This is a genomic window from Caballeronia choica, from assembly GCF_001544535.1.
Taxonomy (GTDB): domain Bacteria; phylum Pseudomonadota; class Gammaproteobacteria; order Burkholderiales; family Burkholderiaceae; genus Caballeronia; species Caballeronia choica.
Genome location: NZ_FCON02000021.1, coordinates 41914 through 58814, shown reverse-complemented (window position 1 = coordinate 58814; position 16901 = coordinate 41914). Strand labels below are relative to the sequence as shown.

16 protein-coding genes are annotated in these 16901 nt (G+C 65.8%); 4 read left to right on the top strand and 12 right to left on the bottom strand.

Annotated elements, in window-relative coordinates; genetic code table 11:
• Nucleotides 1–7: 7 nt before the first annotated feature.
• The 4 genes from AWB68_RS12405 to glyA form a co-directional block, all read right to left on the bottom strand.
• Nucleotides 8–1186, bottom strand: coding sequence for a malate--CoA ligase subunit beta (locus AWB68_RS12405; protein ID WP_087644647.1), 1179 nt, complete (start codon nucleotides 1184–1186; stop codon nucleotides 8–10).
• A 65-nt stretch (nucleotides 1187–1251) separates the two neighbouring features.
• Nucleotides 1252–2211: a D-2-hydroxyacid dehydrogenase gene (locus AWB68_RS12400; RefSeq protein WP_087644646.1), complete on the bottom strand. Its 960-nt coding sequence runs from the start codon at nucleotides 2209–2211 to the stop codon at nucleotides 1252–1254.
• A 38-nt stretch (nucleotides 2212–2249) separates the two neighbouring features.
• A complete protein-coding gene (locus tag AWB68_RS12395; protein WP_087644645.1) occupies nucleotides 2250–3509 on the bottom strand; it encodes an aminotransferase class V-fold PLP-dependent enzyme in 1260 nt (419 codons plus the stop codon).
• 59 nt (nucleotides 3510–3568) lie between these two features.
• On the bottom strand, nucleotides 3569–4873 hold the full coding sequence (glyA, locus tag AWB68_RS12390) for a serine hydroxymethyltransferase (protein ID WP_087644644.1): 1305 nt from the start codon (nucleotides 4871–4873) through the stop codon (nucleotides 3569–3571).
• 257 nt (nucleotides 4874–5130) lie between these two features.
• On the opposite strand from glyA, the gene AWB68_RS12385 reads away from it, so the two are divergent.
• The gene (locus AWB68_RS12385) at nucleotides 5131–6045 is read left to right on the top strand and encodes a LysR family transcriptional regulator (protein ID WP_087644643.1); all 915 of its coding nucleotides are present in this window, start codon (nucleotides 5131–5133) and stop codon (nucleotides 6043–6045) included.
• A 4-nt stretch (nucleotides 6046–6049) separates the two neighbouring features.
• On the opposite strand, the gene fae is transcribed toward AWB68_RS12385, so the two are convergent.
• The 6 genes from fae to AWB68_RS12355 form a co-directional block, all read right to left on the bottom strand.
• On the bottom strand, nucleotides 6050–6583 hold the full coding sequence (gene fae / locus AWB68_RS12380) for a formaldehyde-activating enzyme (RefSeq protein ID WP_087644642.1): 534 nt from the start codon (nucleotides 6581–6583) through the stop codon (nucleotides 6050–6052).
• A gap of 68 nt (nucleotides 6584–6651) precedes the next feature.
• The gene (locus AWB68_RS12375) at nucleotides 6652–7479 is read right to left on the bottom strand and encodes a formylmethanofuran dehydrogenase subunit C (protein WP_087644641.1); all 828 of its coding nucleotides are present in this window, start codon (nucleotides 7477–7479) and stop codon (nucleotides 6652–6654) included.
• Nucleotides 7476–8438, bottom strand: coding sequence for a formylmethanofuran--tetrahydromethanopterin N-formyltransferase (gene fhcD / locus AWB68_RS12370; RefSeq protein ID WP_087644640.1), 963 nt, complete (start codon nucleotides 8436–8438; stop codon nucleotides 7476–7478). Before fhcD ends, AWB68_RS12375 begins: the two co-directional genes overlap by 4 nt.
• Nucleotides 8435–10132: a formylmethanofuran dehydrogenase subunit A gene (locus AWB68_RS12365; RefSeq protein WP_087644639.1), complete on the bottom strand. Its 1698-nt coding sequence runs from the start codon at nucleotides 10130–10132 to the stop codon at nucleotides 8435–8437. Before AWB68_RS12365 ends, fhcD begins: the two co-directional genes overlap by 4 nt.
• Entirely contained in the window at nucleotides 10129–11397 is a 1269-nt protein-coding gene (locus tag AWB68_RS12360) for a molybdopterin-binding domain-containing protein (protein WP_087644638.1), read from the bottom strand. The genes AWB68_RS12365 and AWB68_RS12360 overlap by 4 nt, the downstream gene beginning before the upstream one ends.
• Before the next feature lie 193 nt (nucleotides 11398–11590).
• Nucleotides 11591–12304, bottom strand: a complete 714-nt coding sequence (locus tag AWB68_RS12355) for a HisA/HisF-related TIM barrel protein (RefSeq protein ID WP_087644637.1) — start codon at nucleotides 12302–12304, stop codon at nucleotides 11591–11593.
• 61 nt (nucleotides 12305–12365) lie between these two features.
• Between AWB68_RS12355 and AWB68_RS12350 the strand changes: the two genes are divergently transcribed.
• Both AWB68_RS12350 and AWB68_RS12345 read left to right on the top strand, forming a co-directional pair.
• A complete protein-coding gene (locus AWB68_RS12350) occupies nucleotides 12366–13625 on the top strand; it encodes a hydantoinase/oxoprolinase family protein (RefSeq protein ID WP_235028293.1) in 1260 nt (419 codons plus the stop codon).
• 28 nt (nucleotides 13626–13653) lie between these two features.
• Nucleotides 13654–14244 carry an amino acid kinase family protein gene (locus AWB68_RS12345; protein WP_087644636.1) on the top strand — a complete coding sequence of 197 codons (591 nt, stop codon included), beginning with the start codon at nucleotides 13654–13656 and terminating at the stop codon, nucleotides 14242–14244.
• Here AWB68_RS12345 and AWB68_RS12340 read toward each other — a convergent pair.
• Nucleotides 14226–14936, bottom strand: a complete 711-nt coding sequence (locus AWB68_RS12340) for a (5-formylfuran-3-yl)methyl phosphate synthase (RefSeq protein ID WP_087644635.1) — start codon at nucleotides 14934–14936, stop codon at nucleotides 14226–14228. The genes AWB68_RS12345 and AWB68_RS12340 overlap by 19 nt on opposite strands.
• Nucleotides 14937–15253: 317 nt before the next feature.
• Here AWB68_RS12340 and AWB68_RS12335 point away from each other — a divergent pair, with 317 nt between their 5' ends.
• Entirely contained in the window at nucleotides 15254–15784 is a 531-nt protein-coding gene (locus AWB68_RS12335; RefSeq protein WP_235028292.1) for a dihydroneopterin aldolase, read from the top strand.
• A 64-nt stretch (nucleotides 15785–15848) separates the two neighbouring features.
• Here the strand turns inward: AWB68_RS12335 and mch are convergent, their stop codons facing one another.
• Nucleotides 15849–16877 carry a methenyltetrahydromethanopterin cyclohydrolase gene (mch, locus tag AWB68_RS12330; RefSeq protein ID WP_087644634.1) on the bottom strand — a complete coding sequence of 343 codons (1029 nt, stop codon included), beginning with the start codon at nucleotides 16875–16877 and terminating at the stop codon, nucleotides 15849–15851.
• Nucleotides 16878–16901 lie beyond the last annotated feature (24 nt).

The following is a 16901-nucleotide window of genomic DNA, read 5'->3' as shown; positions in this document are numbered from 1 at the left end:
CTTCTCCCTATTTGCTCTTGCCGGCGCGATGCGCCTTGGAGGCTTCGACCGCCTTTTGCGCCGCGTCGAGCAGCGTGTCGGCGGCGATGATCGGCAACCCGCTTTCGCTCACGATCCTGCGCCCCTGTTCGACGTTGGTGCCCGCAAGGCGGACGACGAGCGGCACGCGCAGGTTCTTCGCGGCCTGCACGACGCCTTCGGCCACCCAGTCGCAGCGATTGATGCCCGCGAAGATGTTGACCAGGATCGCGGATACGTTCGGGTCCGACAGCACGAGGCGAAACGCAGCGGCCACGCGCTCGGGCGATGCGCCACCGCCGACGTCGAGGAAGTTCGCGGGTTCGCCGCCCGCGTACTTGATGGTGTCCATCGTGGCCATCGCGAGGCCCGCGCCGTTGATGATGCAGCCGATGTCGCCTTCCAGGCCGACGTAGTTCAGGCCGAACTGCGCGGCCTCGGCCTCGCGCGGATCTTCCTGGGCGGCATCGCGCATCTCGGAGACATGCGGATGCCGGAACAGACCGTTGTCGTCGAAGGAGACCTTGGCGTCGAGCGCGATCACGCGATCGTCCTTCGTCACGACGAGCGGGTTGATCTCCACCATGGTCGCGTCGAGATCGCGAAACGCTCGGTAGGCGCCCATGATCGCGGCAACCGCGCGGCTCACCTGCTTGCTGTTCAGGCCCAGCCCGAACGCGAGTTCGCGCGCCTGGAACTGCTGCAGCCCGACAGCCGGCTCGACGACGGTTTGCAGCACGGCGTCCGGCGACGTATGGACGATTTCCTCGATGTCCATCCCGCCTTGCGCCGTGGCGATCACGCGGACACGCTCGGCCTTGCGGTCCAGCACGATGCCGAGATACAGCTCGCGCTCGAACGATTCGGCGACTTCCACATAGACTCGCTCGACGACCTTTCCTTCCGGACCCGTCTGCTTCGTGACGAGATGCTTGCCGAAGAGGCCCGTCGCGGCTTCGTGCACGTCGTGATAGGTCTCGCACAGTTTGATGCCGCCTGCCTTGCCGCGCGCACCGGAGTGAATCTGTGCCTTCACGGCCCAGTGCCAGCCGCCGAGTTCGGTGGCGCAGTAGACGGCCTGGTCGGGCGTGTAGGCCACCGCGCCGCGCTGGATTGGCACGCCGAACCCGGACAGCAGTTCCTTCGCCTGATATTCGTGGATGTCCATGTTGGTTCCCTGGATGAATGCGGGGTTACTGGAATGTGTGTGACGGACTGGCTGCTTTAGTCGGCTCAGGTGACGAGATGCTGCGGCTTGCCGCGCACGAACGCCTCGATGTTGTCGATCAGCTGGTCCGCGAGGAACTGCATGGCGTCAAGCGAGGCCCACGCGACATGCGGCGTCAGGATCAAGTTCGGCAGGTCGGGATCGAGCAGCGGATTGCCGTCCCTCGGCGGTTCGGTCGTCAGCACGTCGAAGCCCGCGCCCGCGATCAGCCCTTCCTTGAGCGCGGTGACGAGCGAGTCCTCGCAGACGAGCCCGCCGCGCGCCGTGTTGATCAGCAGAGCAGTGCGCTTCATCATGCGGAACTGGTCGAGCGCGATCATGTTGCGCGTCGCGGGCTTGAGCGGCGTATGCAGCGAGATGACGTCCGATTCGCGAAGCACCTGATCGAAAGGCGCGTAGGCGGTGCCATCCAGCAGTTCCTTCCTCGACGAGCCGTGCTCGGCAAACAGCACGCGCATGCCGAAGCCGCGCGCAATGGCCGCCGTGCCGCGCCCGAGCGACCCTTCCCCGACGATGCCGAGGGTCCCGCCATGCAGGTCGCGAATCGGATGATCGAAGAAGCAGAACTGGTCGCTCGCCTGCCAGCGGCCCCGCCGCACGTCTTCGCGATACGCGCTCAGGTTGCGGCGCAGCGCGAGAATCAACGCGAATGCATGCTCGGGCACGGTATGGGTCGCATAGTTGCGGATGTTCGCGACCGCGATGCCGTGGTCCCTGCAATACGCGGTGTCGATCACGTCGTAGCCGGTGGCGGCCACCGCGATCAGCTTGAGACGGGGCAGCCTCGCGAGCGTGTCGGCACGCAGCGGCACCTTGTTGGTGATCGCGATGGTCGCGCCTTCGAGCCGGTGCGCCACGTCGCGAGGGGCGCTCACGTCGTACTCTTCCCAGCGATGCTCGAACGAAGGACGCCGCACATCGGCTTTCAAGGTGGAACGGTCGAGAAATACGATGTCTTGTCGCATGCTGTCGGCGTCCTGGGTGGTGGGTCGGTTCGGTTCGGTCAGGCCACGGCCGCGGCGCGCGTTTCGTCCCGCTTCTCCTGACGCTGCGCGGGCTTCTTCTGCGTGCGCTCGTGGGTGCGCCAGTATTGAGCGGCCGCGCCCACGCCGCTGCCCGGCCGCACGTCGATTCCGACGTCGAGCATCGCCATCTCCGCACCCGCGATCGCGCCCATCAGCATCAGTTCGTTGAGGTCGCCGAGGTGGCCGATGCGAAACACCTTGCCCGCCACTTTCGAGAGCCCGGCGCCGAGCGCCAGGTTGTAGCGCCGGTACGCACGGTCGATCACGTGGGCCGCGTTGAATTTCTCGGGAACGACAATCGCGCTCACCGTGTCGGAATGCCATTTCGGCGCCTTTGCGCAGACGTCGAGGTCCCAGCCTTCGGTGATCGCGGCGCGCACGCCCTGGGCGAGGTAGTAGTGGCGCGCGAACACGTTGTCGAGCCCTTCTTCGAAGAGCAGGTCGAGCGCGGTGCGCAGGCCGTAGAGGAGCGGCAACGCAGGCGTGTACGGAAAGTAGCCGGTCGCGTTCGCCTTGATCATGTCGGCGAGATCGAAGTAGCAACGGCGCGAGGTGGCCGTCTCGCTCGCCTTCAGTGCCTTCTGGCTCACGCACAGGATGCCGAGGCCCGCGGGCAGCATCAGGCCCTTCTGCGAGCCGGTGACGGCGAGGTCCACGCGCCAGTCGTCCATGCGAAAGTCGATGCAGCCGATCGAACTCACGCCGTCGACGAAGAGGAGCGCCGGGTGGCGCGCGCTGTCCATCGCGGCGCGCAATGCGCCGATATCGCTCGTGACGCCCGTCGCCGTCTCGTTGTGGCATGCGAGGATGCCCTTGATCGTGTGCTGCTTGTCGGCGCGAAGGATTTCTTCGATCCGCTCGACAGGCACGCCTTCACCCCATTCGACATCGACGATCTCCACTTCGAAGCCGAGGCGGTGCGCCATGTCGGCCCACAGATGGCTGAACTGTCCGAAGCGCGCGACGACCACCTTGTCGCCCGGCGAAAGCGTGTTCGTGAGCGCCGCTTCCCATGCACCCGTTCCCGATGAAGGGAAGATGAACGGCTGGCCCGTCGTGGTCTTGTAGAGCACCTTGAGATCGCTCAGCACGCCATTGGCGAGTTCGGGGAACCTGCTCGAACGATGGTCTTCCATCGACACGACCATGGAGCGCAGCACCTGATCGGGGATATTCGTGGGACCGGGCACGGCCAGGAAGTTGCGGCCCGGAATGCGCGTGCCTGAGGGATTCGACATGGTGTGCTCCTCAACGTGGTGGTGTGGTGATCGGACTGGATTCGCTGGATTCGCTGGACTCAGCTCGCGGCGCGGCCCGAACCGGTTTCGTGGCGCGCGAGGTCGTGATCGGGGGCATCGCCATAGACCGGAAAGCGGCGCGTCAGGGCCTTCACGGCGTCCGCGACCCGGCGGATGACGAGATCGTTCGCGGGCGCTTCCAGCACATCCGCGATCAGGTTGCCGAGCTGTTGCGCTTCGAGGTCGCGAAAGCCGCGCGTCGTCATGGCGGGGGAGCCGATGCGCACGCCGCTCGTGACGAAGGGCTTTTGAGGATCGTTGGGAATCGCGTTCTTGTTGACCGTGATCGAGGCGCGGCCGAGGGCGGCCTCCGCGTCCTTGCCCGTGATGTTTTTCGCGCGCAGATCCAGAAGGAAGAGGTGCGAGTCCGTGCGGCCCGACACGATGCGCAGCCCGCGTTCCTGAAGCGTCGTCGCCATGACGCGGGCATTGGTCAGCACCTGTTGCTGGTATTGCCTGAATTCGTCGCTCATCGCTTCGCGGAACGCGACCGCCTTCGCCGCGATCACGTGCATCAGCGGGCCGCCCTGAATGCCGGGAAAGATCGTGGAATTGAGGGCCTTCTCGTGTTCGGCGCAGGCGAGAATCAGGCCGCCGCGCGGTCCGCGCAAGGTCTTGTGGGTCGTCGACGTCACGAAGTCCGCGATGCCGACGGGGCTCGGATAAAGGCCGGCGGCGATGAGGCCCGCGTAGTGCGCCATGTCCACGAAGAGATAGGCGCCCACCTGGTCGGCGATCGCACGGAAGCGCTTCCAGTCGATCACGAGCGCATACGCCGACGCACCCGCCACGATCATGCGCGGCTTGTGTTCATGAGCGAGACGCTCGACTTCGTCGTAGTCGATCTCCTCGGTGTCGGGATCGAGGCCATAGGCGATAGCCTTGAAGAGCTTGCCGCTCATGTTCACCGACGCGCCGTGCGTGAGGTGTCCGCCGTGCGCGAGCGACATGCCGAGGATCGTGTCGCCGGGCTTGAGCACCGAAAGGTAGACGGCCTGGTTCGCCTGCGACCCCGAATGGGGCTGCACGTTGGCGTACTCGGCGTGAAAGAGTTGCTTCGCCCGGTCGATGGCGAGCTGCTCGGCCACATCGACATGCTCGCAGCCGCCGTAGTAGCGCTTGCCCGGATAGCCTTCCGCGTACTTGTTGGTCAGGAGCGACCCCTGGGCCTCCATCACGGCAGGCGACGCGTAGTTTTCCGAAGCGATCAGTTCGATGTGATCCTGCTGACGCAGCGATTCCGCGAGGATGGCCCGTCGCAATTCCGGATCGGTTGCCGCGATGGTCTGTTTGAAGCTGAACATGTGCGCGCCCCTGAGTGAGTGATCGGGTAGTGAGTTCGAGTGCGTTGCTGCGCTTGTCTCTGTTGAAACGATGGTAGTGGGGTGGCCGCGAAAAGACTCATTCGGGTTTGTTATTCAACCCATAACCGGCCCGCAAAGCCGTGCGCCGCGGGCTTCGCGCCTCAAGAGATACTCCGTTATGGGCATTGCCCGGCCCTCTGCGGCTGGTACAGTGAAGGCCAGATCAGCGAGTCCGGAAAGCTCGCGAGGGGAAGCGGATGTTGCACCTGACATTGCGTCAATTGCTGGTATTCGAATCGACTGCGCGCAACCTGAGCTTTTCCCGCGCGGCCGAGGAATTGCATCTCACGCAACCCGGCGTGTCGACGCAATTGAAGAATCTGGAAGAGCGCATCGGCATGCCGCTATTCGAGCAGATGGGCCGCCGCATCTTTCTGACCGAAGCCGGCCGCGAGGTTTTCAACCATGCGCGCGCGATCCAGCAGCAACTGACGTTTCTCGAACACTCGATCGACCAGTTGCGCGATACGAAGCAGGGGAAGATCAAGATCTCAGCGGTGACGGGTACCGCCAGTCATCTCGCGTTGCAGTTGATCGCGAAATACGCGCACGCGTTTCCGGGCGTGCGCGTGAACCTGAACGTGGCAAACCGCGAGTCGGTGTTGAACGAGCTTGCAAGCAACGAGACCGATCTCGCCATCATGGGGCAGCCGCCCGAAGGCCTCGGCCTCGCGGCGAAGCCGTTCATGAAGAATCCACTCGTGGTGATCGCGCCGCCCGATCATCCCTTGGCGCGGCAGCGCGGCATTCCGCTCTCCGCGCTCGAGGACGAGATATTCCTGATGCGCGAGCCGGGCTCCGGCACGCGCCTCGCGATGGAGCGCTTCTTCGCCGAGCATCGCGTGACGTTTCGGCCGGGCATGGAAGTGAGCAGCAATGAAGCCGTGAAATGCGGCGTGCATGCGGGCATGGGCTTGTCCGTCGTGCCGCTGCAGACGATCATGCCGGAGCTGGAAACGCTGCGCATCCGCGTGCTCGATGTCGAGCGTTTCCCGATCGTTCGCCACCTGTACGTCGTGCATCGCGAGAGCAAGCATCTCTCGGCCGCGGCCGGTGCGTTCAAGGACACCTTGCTTGCCGGATCGGCGCTTGCAAACGAAGGCGCAACCTGATGGGTCAGCTCCAGTCGTCCATGTCGTGCTTGATCTTGTGGCGGTTTTCGATCAGTGTCTCGACGCTCGGTTCGTTGTTCATCGCGCGCTGGATCGCGAGCTTGGTCGCTTCGTAGTTCGTGCGGTACATGTCGCGCCGGTCGATGTTCGGGTCCTGGACGCAACGCGGGTCGATCCACACAAGGCTGATGATGCACAGGTCATTGGCCTGATCCTTCGGGAGAATGCCTTCGATCAGGCAGTCGACCACCGCGTCGGCGGTTGCGGACTGCACGACGCCGCCGAACAGGTTCACGGTTTCCATGTCCTTCATCGTGACCTTCGGCACGATCATCGTGGCGGGACGCACCATCTGGTTGCAGGCGCGGATCGCGAACATCGCGGTATGGCCCTTGCTTTGCGCCATCATGTTGGCAAAGGCCTGACCGACAGGCCCATCGACGCGGCCGATCAGAATCTCGGGCATCGCATCGGTGGCCTGGCCGGGAGCGGCGAGCACGGTTGCCTCTCCTGCGCGGAAAATCAGGTTGTCACTCATCGGGAAAGACTCCGGAATAAAAGACGTTGAACGGAAGTGGCGCGGCCCATCACTCTTGCAACGCGACGTTAGCGAGCGAGCAGCACTTCGCCTTTGCCATCGACGGAGATATCGCCTGCGAAGCGGCGCATCGAAGCCTGCGTCAGTTCGTCGAAGGGGCCGCCCTCGCGGGCGAGGCTGCGCGACAGCAGACGCCAGAATACATCGACGTCGCCATGATTTTCAGCGAAGCGGTTATCGGGGACGGCTTGCGCGCCCAGCAGCAGGAGCGAGCCGCGCCGCATGCCGTAGGCGAGATGTTCGCCGACCCCGCCCACGATGCCGATCGTGCCCGCCACCATCCTCGACGCCGCGAACGCGCCGGCATTGCCGAATACGAGCGCCGTGCCGCGCCGCATGCGGTCGCCGAAGCGTGCGCCTGCGTCGCCGCGCACGATCAGCGTGCCGCCGCGCATGCCGTCGAGGTCGCCGGGCAGCGAGCCCGCCGCGAAGTCGCCCGTGTTGCCGCCAATTTCGACCCGTCCGCCGGCGAGCTGGCACGCGGCGAAGCTGCCGGCATTGCCATCGATGACGAGCGTGCCCGCCGTCATCTGCGCCCCCGTGAGATCGCCCGCATGACCTTCCACGACAAGCTGCCCGCCGTCCATCTGCCAGCCGATGCGGTCGAATCGCCGCATGTCGCCCGCGAACACGAGCGAAGGCGCATCAGCCTGATTCGAAGCGTCGCCCATGCGCACGTCGAACAGGTCTGCAAGCGCGATGCGTTCCGTTCCATGCCACAGTGGCCTTCGTTCGATTTCATCGGCGGTGAGTGCCGCAAGTGTCGAGGGGAGCAGCGTGCGCGCGTCGATGCGGAGCAGGGGCGCGTGCTTCACGCGCAGCGTAATGCGCTTCATGACGCCTCCCGTGCGCCGCACAGTTCGCGCAGATGAAAGTGAAACGGCCCGAGCTTGCCGCCGTAGTTGCCCGCTGAGATGCGCACGACGCCGCCGTCTGCGCCGCGCGCGGTCACGGCTTCGATTCCCGCGCGCATGGCCTGCGCGACATCGGCGTCGCTCAGGCCGTCGATGACGATTTCGAGCACGCTGCGGGTGTCGCCGGTCAGCACGGAGCGCGGTGAGCGCTCGGCGAGCGTGGGGCAGAACGCATCGTTGGTCGACGCGGGAAGCGCGGCATACTTCGAGCCGACCTTCGACCCCGAGCGCACGACCCCGCCCGGGAACGGCATGATCACGTTCGGCACGCGCCGCATCGCGTCAACGGCGGCCTGCGCCGCTGCGAGCGCCGCATCGGTGTCGCGCGCGAGAAAGAGGAGGTTGCCGCCGCCCACGCCCTTGATCACCGAGGTGGTTTCCTGCGCCACGAACTCGCCGTCCATGACAGGCACGCGCCAGTAACGCACGCCGTCGATCATCTTCGAGATCTGCCAGCCGTCGCCGAAGAAGCGCAGGTTCTTCGCGAGTGCGATCGCTTCGCCTGCTTCGATGCCCGCAAAGATCGCGGTCGTGGGACACGTCAGCACGCATTGGCCGACGCGGCGCTCGACCTGCTTCGCGAGCTCCTTGCCCGACATCGAGAAGATCAGGATCGCCATACCGGGCCGGCCGTCCGGCGTCTCGCCGGCGGGAATCTCGCGTTCGATGCCCGCTTCGCAGCCGCACGCGATCACGGAGGTCGCGAAGCCGGTCGCGGCCACCGCCGCATGACGGGCCCATACGGCGTCGCGGGCCGTGATGATGAGGCGCGTCGCCTTCATCGGAAACGCTTCGGCGAAGGTGTCGTCGATGCTCACGCCGTTGATGGCGAAGGGCGCGGACACGTCGCTCGCCGGGCCTGTGCTCACGGTTGCGCTCATGATGGCTCTCCCGCTGGCGCGTCGCCGTGCACGCCGCATGCGGCCGGCAAGAGCCGCCCTCCGTTGCAGCACGAGCAGAGTTCGTCGCGCCCGATGGCGGCATGTCGGAAATTGAAGGCGAGATGATGGTCGCTAAAGTCTTCGAGCGTGCGTTCGATCGACCGGTCGAATTCGGGCTCCACATAATGCGTGCCGCCCGCGGGCGTCGCCACGATGCGGCCATTGCGCGCGACGAGTTCGCCATCCTTGAACACATACTCGGGCGCGGTGAACATCGCTTCGCGGTCGGCGTTCTCGCGATACACGGCGATATCGGCGGCGGCCCCCGCGTTCAGGCGGCCGCGCTCGCGCAAGCCGAGCAGGCGTGCAGGTGCGGCGCGCGTGAGGATCGCGATTTCATCGAGCGTGAGTTCGCGGGCCATGCTTCCGAGCGGCGACTGTTGGGCGACGTCGGGATGGAGCCGGGCAAGCTGGTCGTCGCGGAATGACTTGTCCATGAGCAGGCGGATCAGGTGCGGATAGCTCGTGAACGGGCCACCGTTCGGGTGGTCGGTGGTCAGCGTGATCTGCCACGGGTTCTTCACCATCAGGAAAAGTTCGAGGCCGATCGTCCATTGCAGCGCGTTCACGTAGCTTTGCTCGCGATAGCGAAAGGGCACGACGCCGCAACCTGCATCGCACTCGATATCGCCCGCGATCCACTTGCGCGGCGACGCGAAGTCCGCCTGCCTGACCTGCTTCATGATGTCGCCGGAAGCGGTCACCGTCTGGCCGAACATGATCTGGCCGACGTCGATCGAGATGTTCGGATTCGCGTTGACCGCATCCGCGATACGCGTGGCCGCTGAAGAAAACTTGCGCGGCCCTTCGTTGCCGTAGCTGTGAAACTGGATGTGCGTGAGATGACCGGGCAGGCCTTCGAGCGCATCGATCGTGGCGAGCGTCGATTCGATGTTGCCCGGCACGCCCAGGTTGCTCGCATGAATATGCAGCGGATGCGGCACGCCGAGATCGGTGAGCGAGCGTGCGAGCACGTTGAGTACCTGGCGCGGCGTGATGTCGTAGTGAACGTGCGCTTCGTCGACATCGAGGCTGCGCTGGTTGAACTTGAACGCCGAGATGCCACCGGGATTCACGACCTTCACGCCGAGCGCCTTCGTCGCGTTGATCGTCCAGCCGACGTAGTCGCGAATGCGCTCGAAATCCGTGCCTTGCGCGAGCATGCGCAGGAACAGCTCGTCGTTGCCGAGCATCACATAGGCGCCGTGATCGATGACCGGCGTGTCGCCCATTTCCAGGTGCGTATGGCGCGCGTTCGACGCGATCATTGCGGGCTCGAAGGCGGCCGTGTAGCCCATTTCGGCATAGTGGTAGCCGGTGGCGAGCGTGCCCGGCGTGCACACGCCACAGGATGCGAGTTCGAGCGGGTTGCGGGCGGCTTCGCGGGTGCGCAGGCGGTGGTCCTCGGGCATCAGCATGCGCGCGAGATTGACCTTGCCGCCGCCGATGTGCGAATGCATGTCGATGCCGCCCGCCATCACGGCCATGCCGCTCACGTCGTATTCGTGACCGGCGCTTTCATCGGGTTTCAGCTCGACGATGCGGCCGTCGCGCACGCAGATGTCGGCAATCTGTCCGTCGATCCCGTTGGCCGGATCGAACACGCGGCCGCCGCGCAGACGAAAGGTGTTCATGCGATCGCCTCCGCGAGACGGTGGGCAAGGCTTGTTGCGACGCTCGCGACCGTTGGCAGCGTGTCCGCATACACCGGGGCGAGCGGCAACACCACGCCGCCGTCCGCGCGGAACAGATGGCCTGCCGAGCCAATGCCCGGCGTCGATACGGGAATGAACACCGTGGGTCCGGAACGATCCATACAGGCGGCCGCCAGCCCGGGATGACCGAGCACGATGACGGGCAAGGCGGTTTCCGGGGGCGGCAGGTCGGCGGTGAAACTCGCGACCCACAGCAGGGAATCGACGGCGTGATCGGCCAGCAGGCGCGCCGTGTCATAGCGATGCGGTTCGTGCGCGAGCCCGTCGGGATGCACGCCGGTTCGCAGCGGCAGCCCCGAGAGCCACGCGAGCGTCTGGTTCACGGCCGCGCCGCCGTCATCGCCGCCGAGCGCCAGACCACCGGCGCGTGTCGTGCGATTGAGGGTCTTCAACAAGCGGTCGATGCCTTCGACCAGCAACGTCGCATGCTCACCCGGCAGGTCCGCTGGGGTCCAGACGATGGCCGTGTAGCGTGCATCCAGCATTCGCCTGACGAGACCGGCAAGTTCCGGATGCGTGTCGCGCGGCGGTCTGGCGGTCAGGCTCGCGTTGAGCGCCGCGATCGTGTCATACAGGTCGCCCTGGAGCGGGATCGCGCGAGTCGAGACCCCGTCCGATGCCGTGCCGGTCAGTGCCGGATCGATCTCGCCGCCCACGAACACGATCTCGCGTTGCAGGGAGGTGCTGTCGCCGATACCGCAGCGCGCGAAGAACTCCGGATGGCGGCTGGAAGGCGCCGTTGAACCGATGCAGATGATCAGGTCCGCACGCGTGCGGATTTCGGCGAGCGTCGTCGTGAATGCGCCGCGGTCCTGAAGCGCCGTCAGTCCATGCATCAGGGCCCGGCCGTGCGCATGATCGATGATCGCGCCGCACGCGTTGGCCAGCCGATACAGCGAGCGTGCGCCCGCGACGTCGGTCGCCATGCCGCCGAAAAGCGGCTGGCGTGACTCGCGAAGCCACCGCGCCGCGGTGTCGAGCGCGGCATCGGCGGCTGCCGGCTGTCCGTTCACGAAAGACGTTGCCTGCGAAGGAACACTGCCGAATTGCTCCAGCGCACGGGTCGCGCGAGGACATGTCGTGCCGGTTGGCTTGAGCGTCTCGCCCGCATCGACGCCGAAGCGGTCGCATAGCAACGCGCAGAAAGGACAGGTCCAGGGCGGAGAGGAAAGTGTCGGGTTCATGCGCGCACTCTTGCAAGGCATATGCCATGCAAGCGGCGTCAACGGTCGCGTGCGGATCGATGCCGGATCGCGCGCTGTGGGCAACGCATAGTGCGCCGCTCGCCGCGCGGTTCGCTCTACACACTGTAACGCGAGGAAAGCGTGGCGAACGAAGCCGGTCGCACGCGTCCGGCATTGGCATGAAACGTGATAGTCAGCGTTGCAAGGGGTTTGACGCTTGCGTGGTCGCCGGAATGCGCCGGTCGTGAAGCGCGGAGGCGATGAGCCACGCGTCGGCGCCAGCGGCTTGGGCCGCGTGCAGGTCGTCGACATGACGGACGCCGCCCGCACCGACGATCGTTCGCTCGTTGCCCGCGCGTTGGCGGATCGTGGCGATGGCCGCGAGGTCGGGGCCGCTGAAGGAGCCGACGCGATCGAGCGACATGACGATGAGGCGCGAAGGCCAGTGCGACGTATCGGTCCAGAAGGCGGGCTCGCCCAGCGGCACGTCGTGGCGCTGGTCAAGCGACAGGATCGAGTTGCCGGGCACGTCGCAAACGGTATCGGCGCGCAGTGATTCACTGCCGAACACCGGCGTGACCGTCGCGCCCGTGCCGTGCAACTGCGCAATGACGGCGCGGGCGCAAGCGCTATCGGAAAAGCCGGCATCGAGCCACAGGTCGATGCCGGGAAGTTCGCGCATCAGGCGCGTGAGCGTCGCGAGTTGTGGCGCTCCTCGCATGATGCCGTCGAGGTCCGCCACATACAGCACCGACGCGGCGGAGTAGTCGAGCAGCGCCTGTGCGATGGCAACCGGATCGCAGCCGCTGCACAACTGCGATTCGAGCGGCTGGTAGCGGCTGCGTTCACCGCGCACGGCGCGTACGGCAATGCCGTCGAGCACATCGACAACCGGGATGATTTGCATGGGGAATGAGCGATGACGAATGGGCTGTTGTACGAATATATCAGCGGCGCTGGTTGGGTGGATGCCGACGTCGCGCGCGGGCTGTTTTCAATGGAACGCACGGTATCGGGTTCGCGCGCCGGTCGCGAGCGAAATCGATCCGTGCGTGACCTGCACGTGTCCCGCACGCGCGGCGGTGTGCATTCCCATGCGCACCGGACGCAACATGAAGAACGGAGCCGGCATGCCGCGTGATTTCGTGATCGGATGGGATATCGGCGGGGCGCATGTCAAGGCGGCCCGCATCGAAGACGGACGCGTGCGGGACATCGCGCAATGGCCGTGTCCGTTATGGCAGGGGCTCGAACATGTCGACAACGCGCTTGCGCAGGCCGCGCTGCGCTGGCCCGATCTGGCGCACGCCGACCACGCGGTGACGATGACCGGCGAAATGGCCGATCTTTTCGAGCATCGCGAGGCGGGCGTCGCGGCGATCGCGGCGCGCCTCGCGTCGCATTGCGGCGAGCGCATCGCGTTCTATGCCGGTGCCGCCGGCTGGGTCGCGTTCGATTCGGTCTCGGCTCACTGGGAGCGGATCGCCTCGGCCAACTGGTTCGCGACGGCTCAACTGGTCGCAAGCCGGATTCCGCATGCGGTGCTCGTCGATATCGGCAGCACCACCACGGACCTGATCCCGATTCAGGACGGCCGGATCGTCGCGCGCGGCACGGACGACGCGGGGCGTCTTAAATCAGGCGAACTGGTGTATCAGGGCGTGGTGCGCACGCCGCTCTGCGCGCTCGCGCATCGCATCAGGTTTTGCGGGGAGCACTACAACGTGATGAACGAATTCTTCGCGACCACCGCCGATGTGTACCGGCTGACCGGCGCGCTCGATCCATTGCACGACCAGCAGCCGGCAGCCGATGGCGGCGCGAAGGATCGCCACGGAACCTGCCAGCGTCTCGCCCGCATGATCGGCCGGGATGCACGCGATGCAGCCGGGCACGATTGGGTGGATCTCGCCCACCGGTGGCGCGATGCGCAACTCGCGCACCTGTCGCTGAATCTGACCCGCGTGCTTGGCCGCACCGGGCTTGCGCACAACGTCGTGCTGATTGCGGCGGGGTGTGGAGCTTTCCTCGTGGACGCGCTCGCTGAACCGCTCGGCCGCGACGTGGTGCGCTTCGATGCGCTGCCCGGCATCGGTATCGACGCGGGCGAGGCGGGCGACGCGGCCCGTGGATGGGCACGGGTATGCGCCCCATGCGTGGCAGTCGGCATGCTGCGCACCGATACCGATACCGATACGCGCGAGACAAGCGAAGCGCTGTTCGCCTGAACCGCGTGAAGCCACGAATGGAGCGCCTATGTGGGTGGTGAAGATTGGCGGCAGCCTGAGCCGCGACCCGTCGCTCAAACGCTGGCTGAACGAGCTGAGCGACTTCGGCGGCGGAAGAGTGCTGATCGTGCCGGGCGGCGGCGGATTCGCCGACCAGGTGCGCGAACACCAGGCCGTGTGGGATTTCGACGATGTCGCCGCGCATAACATGGCGGTGCTCGCCATGGCGCAGCACGCGTTGCTGATGCGCGGCGTATGCCGCAGCCTCGTCATCGCCGCGACTGAAGCGCAGATACTTCGCGCGATGCACGACGGCCGCGTGGTCGTCTGGGCGCCGCTCGACATGATGCGGCAGGAGGCGAGCATGCTGACGAGCTGGGATGTCACGTCCGACAGTCTTGCCGCGTGGCTTGCGAATCGCCTGAACGCCGAGCGCCTTCTGATCGTGAAGTCCTGCGCGATCGAACGCTCGCACGACATCGCGCGACATTCGGCGGACGGGCTGCTCGATCGCCGTTTCGCCGAACTCACGCGCGATGCGCCATACCCCGTCGATCTCTTCAGCAAGAACGAATGGCCGCGCATGCGCGACCTGTTGCTTCACGCTGCCGTGCCCTGAGCGACGCGCTCGCTTGCGCCGCTCAGCAACGCGCGCAATTCGCGCACTTTGGCGGGGTCGAGCCTGCCCGTGCGCGCGCCCGTGCAGACCGCCGTGCGGAACCCCGCGAAATCCGGTCCTAGCGCACGCAAGCGGGGCAGGTCCGGCAGGCGCAATGCACCCGCGAGCCCTGCCATGACCTCATGCGTGCGCGCGATCTGCACCATGCGATCGAGCACGCCAAGCGACACGCAATGGAACAGGTTGCCGCTCTTCTTGCGTGCGGTATCCGCCATGACGGCCGGGAAGCCCAATGCGCAAGCATATTCGACGAGTGAAAGATCGAGGCCGTCGTCTGCGAGCAGCACCGGAACCATGTTCCATTGCAACGCGCGCATGCGCCTGAGCGTCTCGCATGCGTGCGGCCCGGGCGGCACCCCTGCCTTCACGTAGTCCACGCCGCATCGACCGATCAGGCCCGCGTGATGCTCGACTGCCGCGTGATCGCCGGGCGCGAGGTCGCCGATGGTTGCGCTGACCGGCACGCCCGGATGCACCGCGCGCAGCATGCGCACGATCGAATCGACGCGCGCCGCGGGCAACGCGCCGAGCGCACCCGCACGCGGCTCCTTCAGATCGATGAACGCCGCGCCAGCCGCGGCGGCTTCGCGTGCCTCGTCGAGGTCACGCACACTGATGAGCAAGCGGATCATGCAGCCTCCTAAGCGCACGCGCGTTGGTGGTGGGTGGGTCATTCGGGCTTTAGCAGTTTGTGCAGCTTGCGATACGCAATGTGACCGTCCGTTGGCATCGCAACCGCGCTTTGCCTGGCGATGCGGATGCCGCAACGGCGCTGTCACGCGATGCGGCGGCCACTTGCGCGTTGCGATGCAGGCGCCGCCTTGGTCGCATGAAATATCCATTGCGACATTCGTGCCTAGCGCGGTTCTTGCATGACGACTGTCGCGCTGCGCGGAATCGCGCATGCGCCAAGGAAGGGACACTTCAAAACCAGGCCACAGGAGCATCGATGAATTCGATCGACAGCAGCATCTTCGAGCGGTTTCCGGATCGTTCGGCCCATGGCGCGCGGCGTGCGGGCGAGGACCCGTCGCAGGCGATGGACATCATCTTTATCGAAGGCTTCGAAAGCGAGACGGTGATCGGCATCGATCCCGAGGAACTGCATGAGAAGCAGCCGGTGCGCATCGACTTGTGGGCGGGGCTGCCGAAAAGCCGTGCGTGCGAGACCGACCATATTGCCGACACGATCGACTATGGCAAGGTGCATGCTGCACTGGAAGGCCTGCTGGCCGCACATGGAATGCAACTGCTGGAGGGATTGGCCGAAGCGATTGCGCAGACGCTGCTGGAGGATTTTGGCGCGCATTGGGTACGCGTCTCGCTCGTGAAGCCGCGCAAGTTTCCGAATGTGAGGGCAGTGGGCGTAACGATCGAGCGGCGCTGCGAGGCATCGGGCAGCGCTCGCGTGCCGCGGCGCGAACGAGTCAGCCTGGCACTGCTCGGGGCGGGCATGTTTCCGCCGTCGTCTTCGCTTTGACATTGACATTAACGCCCGGCCGAAGCCGGGTTCTCGAACGCGGGGAGGCGCGGCTTCGCTGCGCCTAGGCCTCATCGAGCCAGAGCGGATGGAGCAGATCGAAGCGCGTGGCCCCCGCGTGATACGTGCGCCCAGTTGTCAGGTTGCTCACCCACACTTCGGCCGGCGCGAACAACGCCGGGTCGATTCGATAGAAGTCGTAGTCGTACTCCTTGAAGATGTCGGCGAATGAACGCCCGAAATCGCGCGATTCCGACGATGGCAGCCGACGCGCGAGATCGCGCGCGGCATCGTCGGCGCCTGTCACCGTCAGGTGAACGCGGCCGCCATAGAGAATGGCGTCATTGGTGCGGCCCATTGCATCGATCGCCTCGCGCCCCGGCGGCGGCAACGGCGCGCTCGCCGTGCCTTCGACGATGTCGGCCAGTGGAAAGCCCAGTACGTGTGCCTTGTGCAGTGCCACTTCGAGCGCCCGTGCGACCACCTGCGTCGTGCCCGCGCGGCTCGCGGTGGGCGTGAGGATCAGCGTGAGACTGGCAGGACCGAGCCGGCAATCGCGCAGGATCTTTTCGATCACGACGGCGGGCGGCGCGCGGTCCACTTCGAGCACGAGGCAACCCGAACGCGCCTCGTCGCGATAGCGCAGTTCCTCGTAGAGCGGCTCCTTGCACGCGAGCGACCGCGCCGGACCCGAGCCGAGCGCAAAGAACTTCTTGCCGCCGGTTTCTTCCTTGCTCGCGGACAGGCTCCATCCCGCGTACTGACTGGCGAGGCACGCGAGCACGGGTTGCGCGCTGGAAATCTCGACGAAGGTCGGCCATTCGTCGCGCGCGCTGTTCGAAGCAGCCGCGCCCACGCGCACCTGGCCCAGCCCGCCCATGCAGATTTCGGCGATGGCGGCGCCCGCCGCCACGCTGCCCGGCGCCTTAATGCCCGCATCGACCATCAGCACGCCGGTTTCGTCGCGGCTCGCGTCGATTCCGATTTGCCGCATACGTTCGAGCAATCGCACAAGTAACGGCCGGGTCAGCGCGTTGACGCTCAACGGTACCTGCGACGCCGCTCTATCGGCAGGCAGCGAATGTTGGCTCATGGGATACCTTCAATATGAATTCGG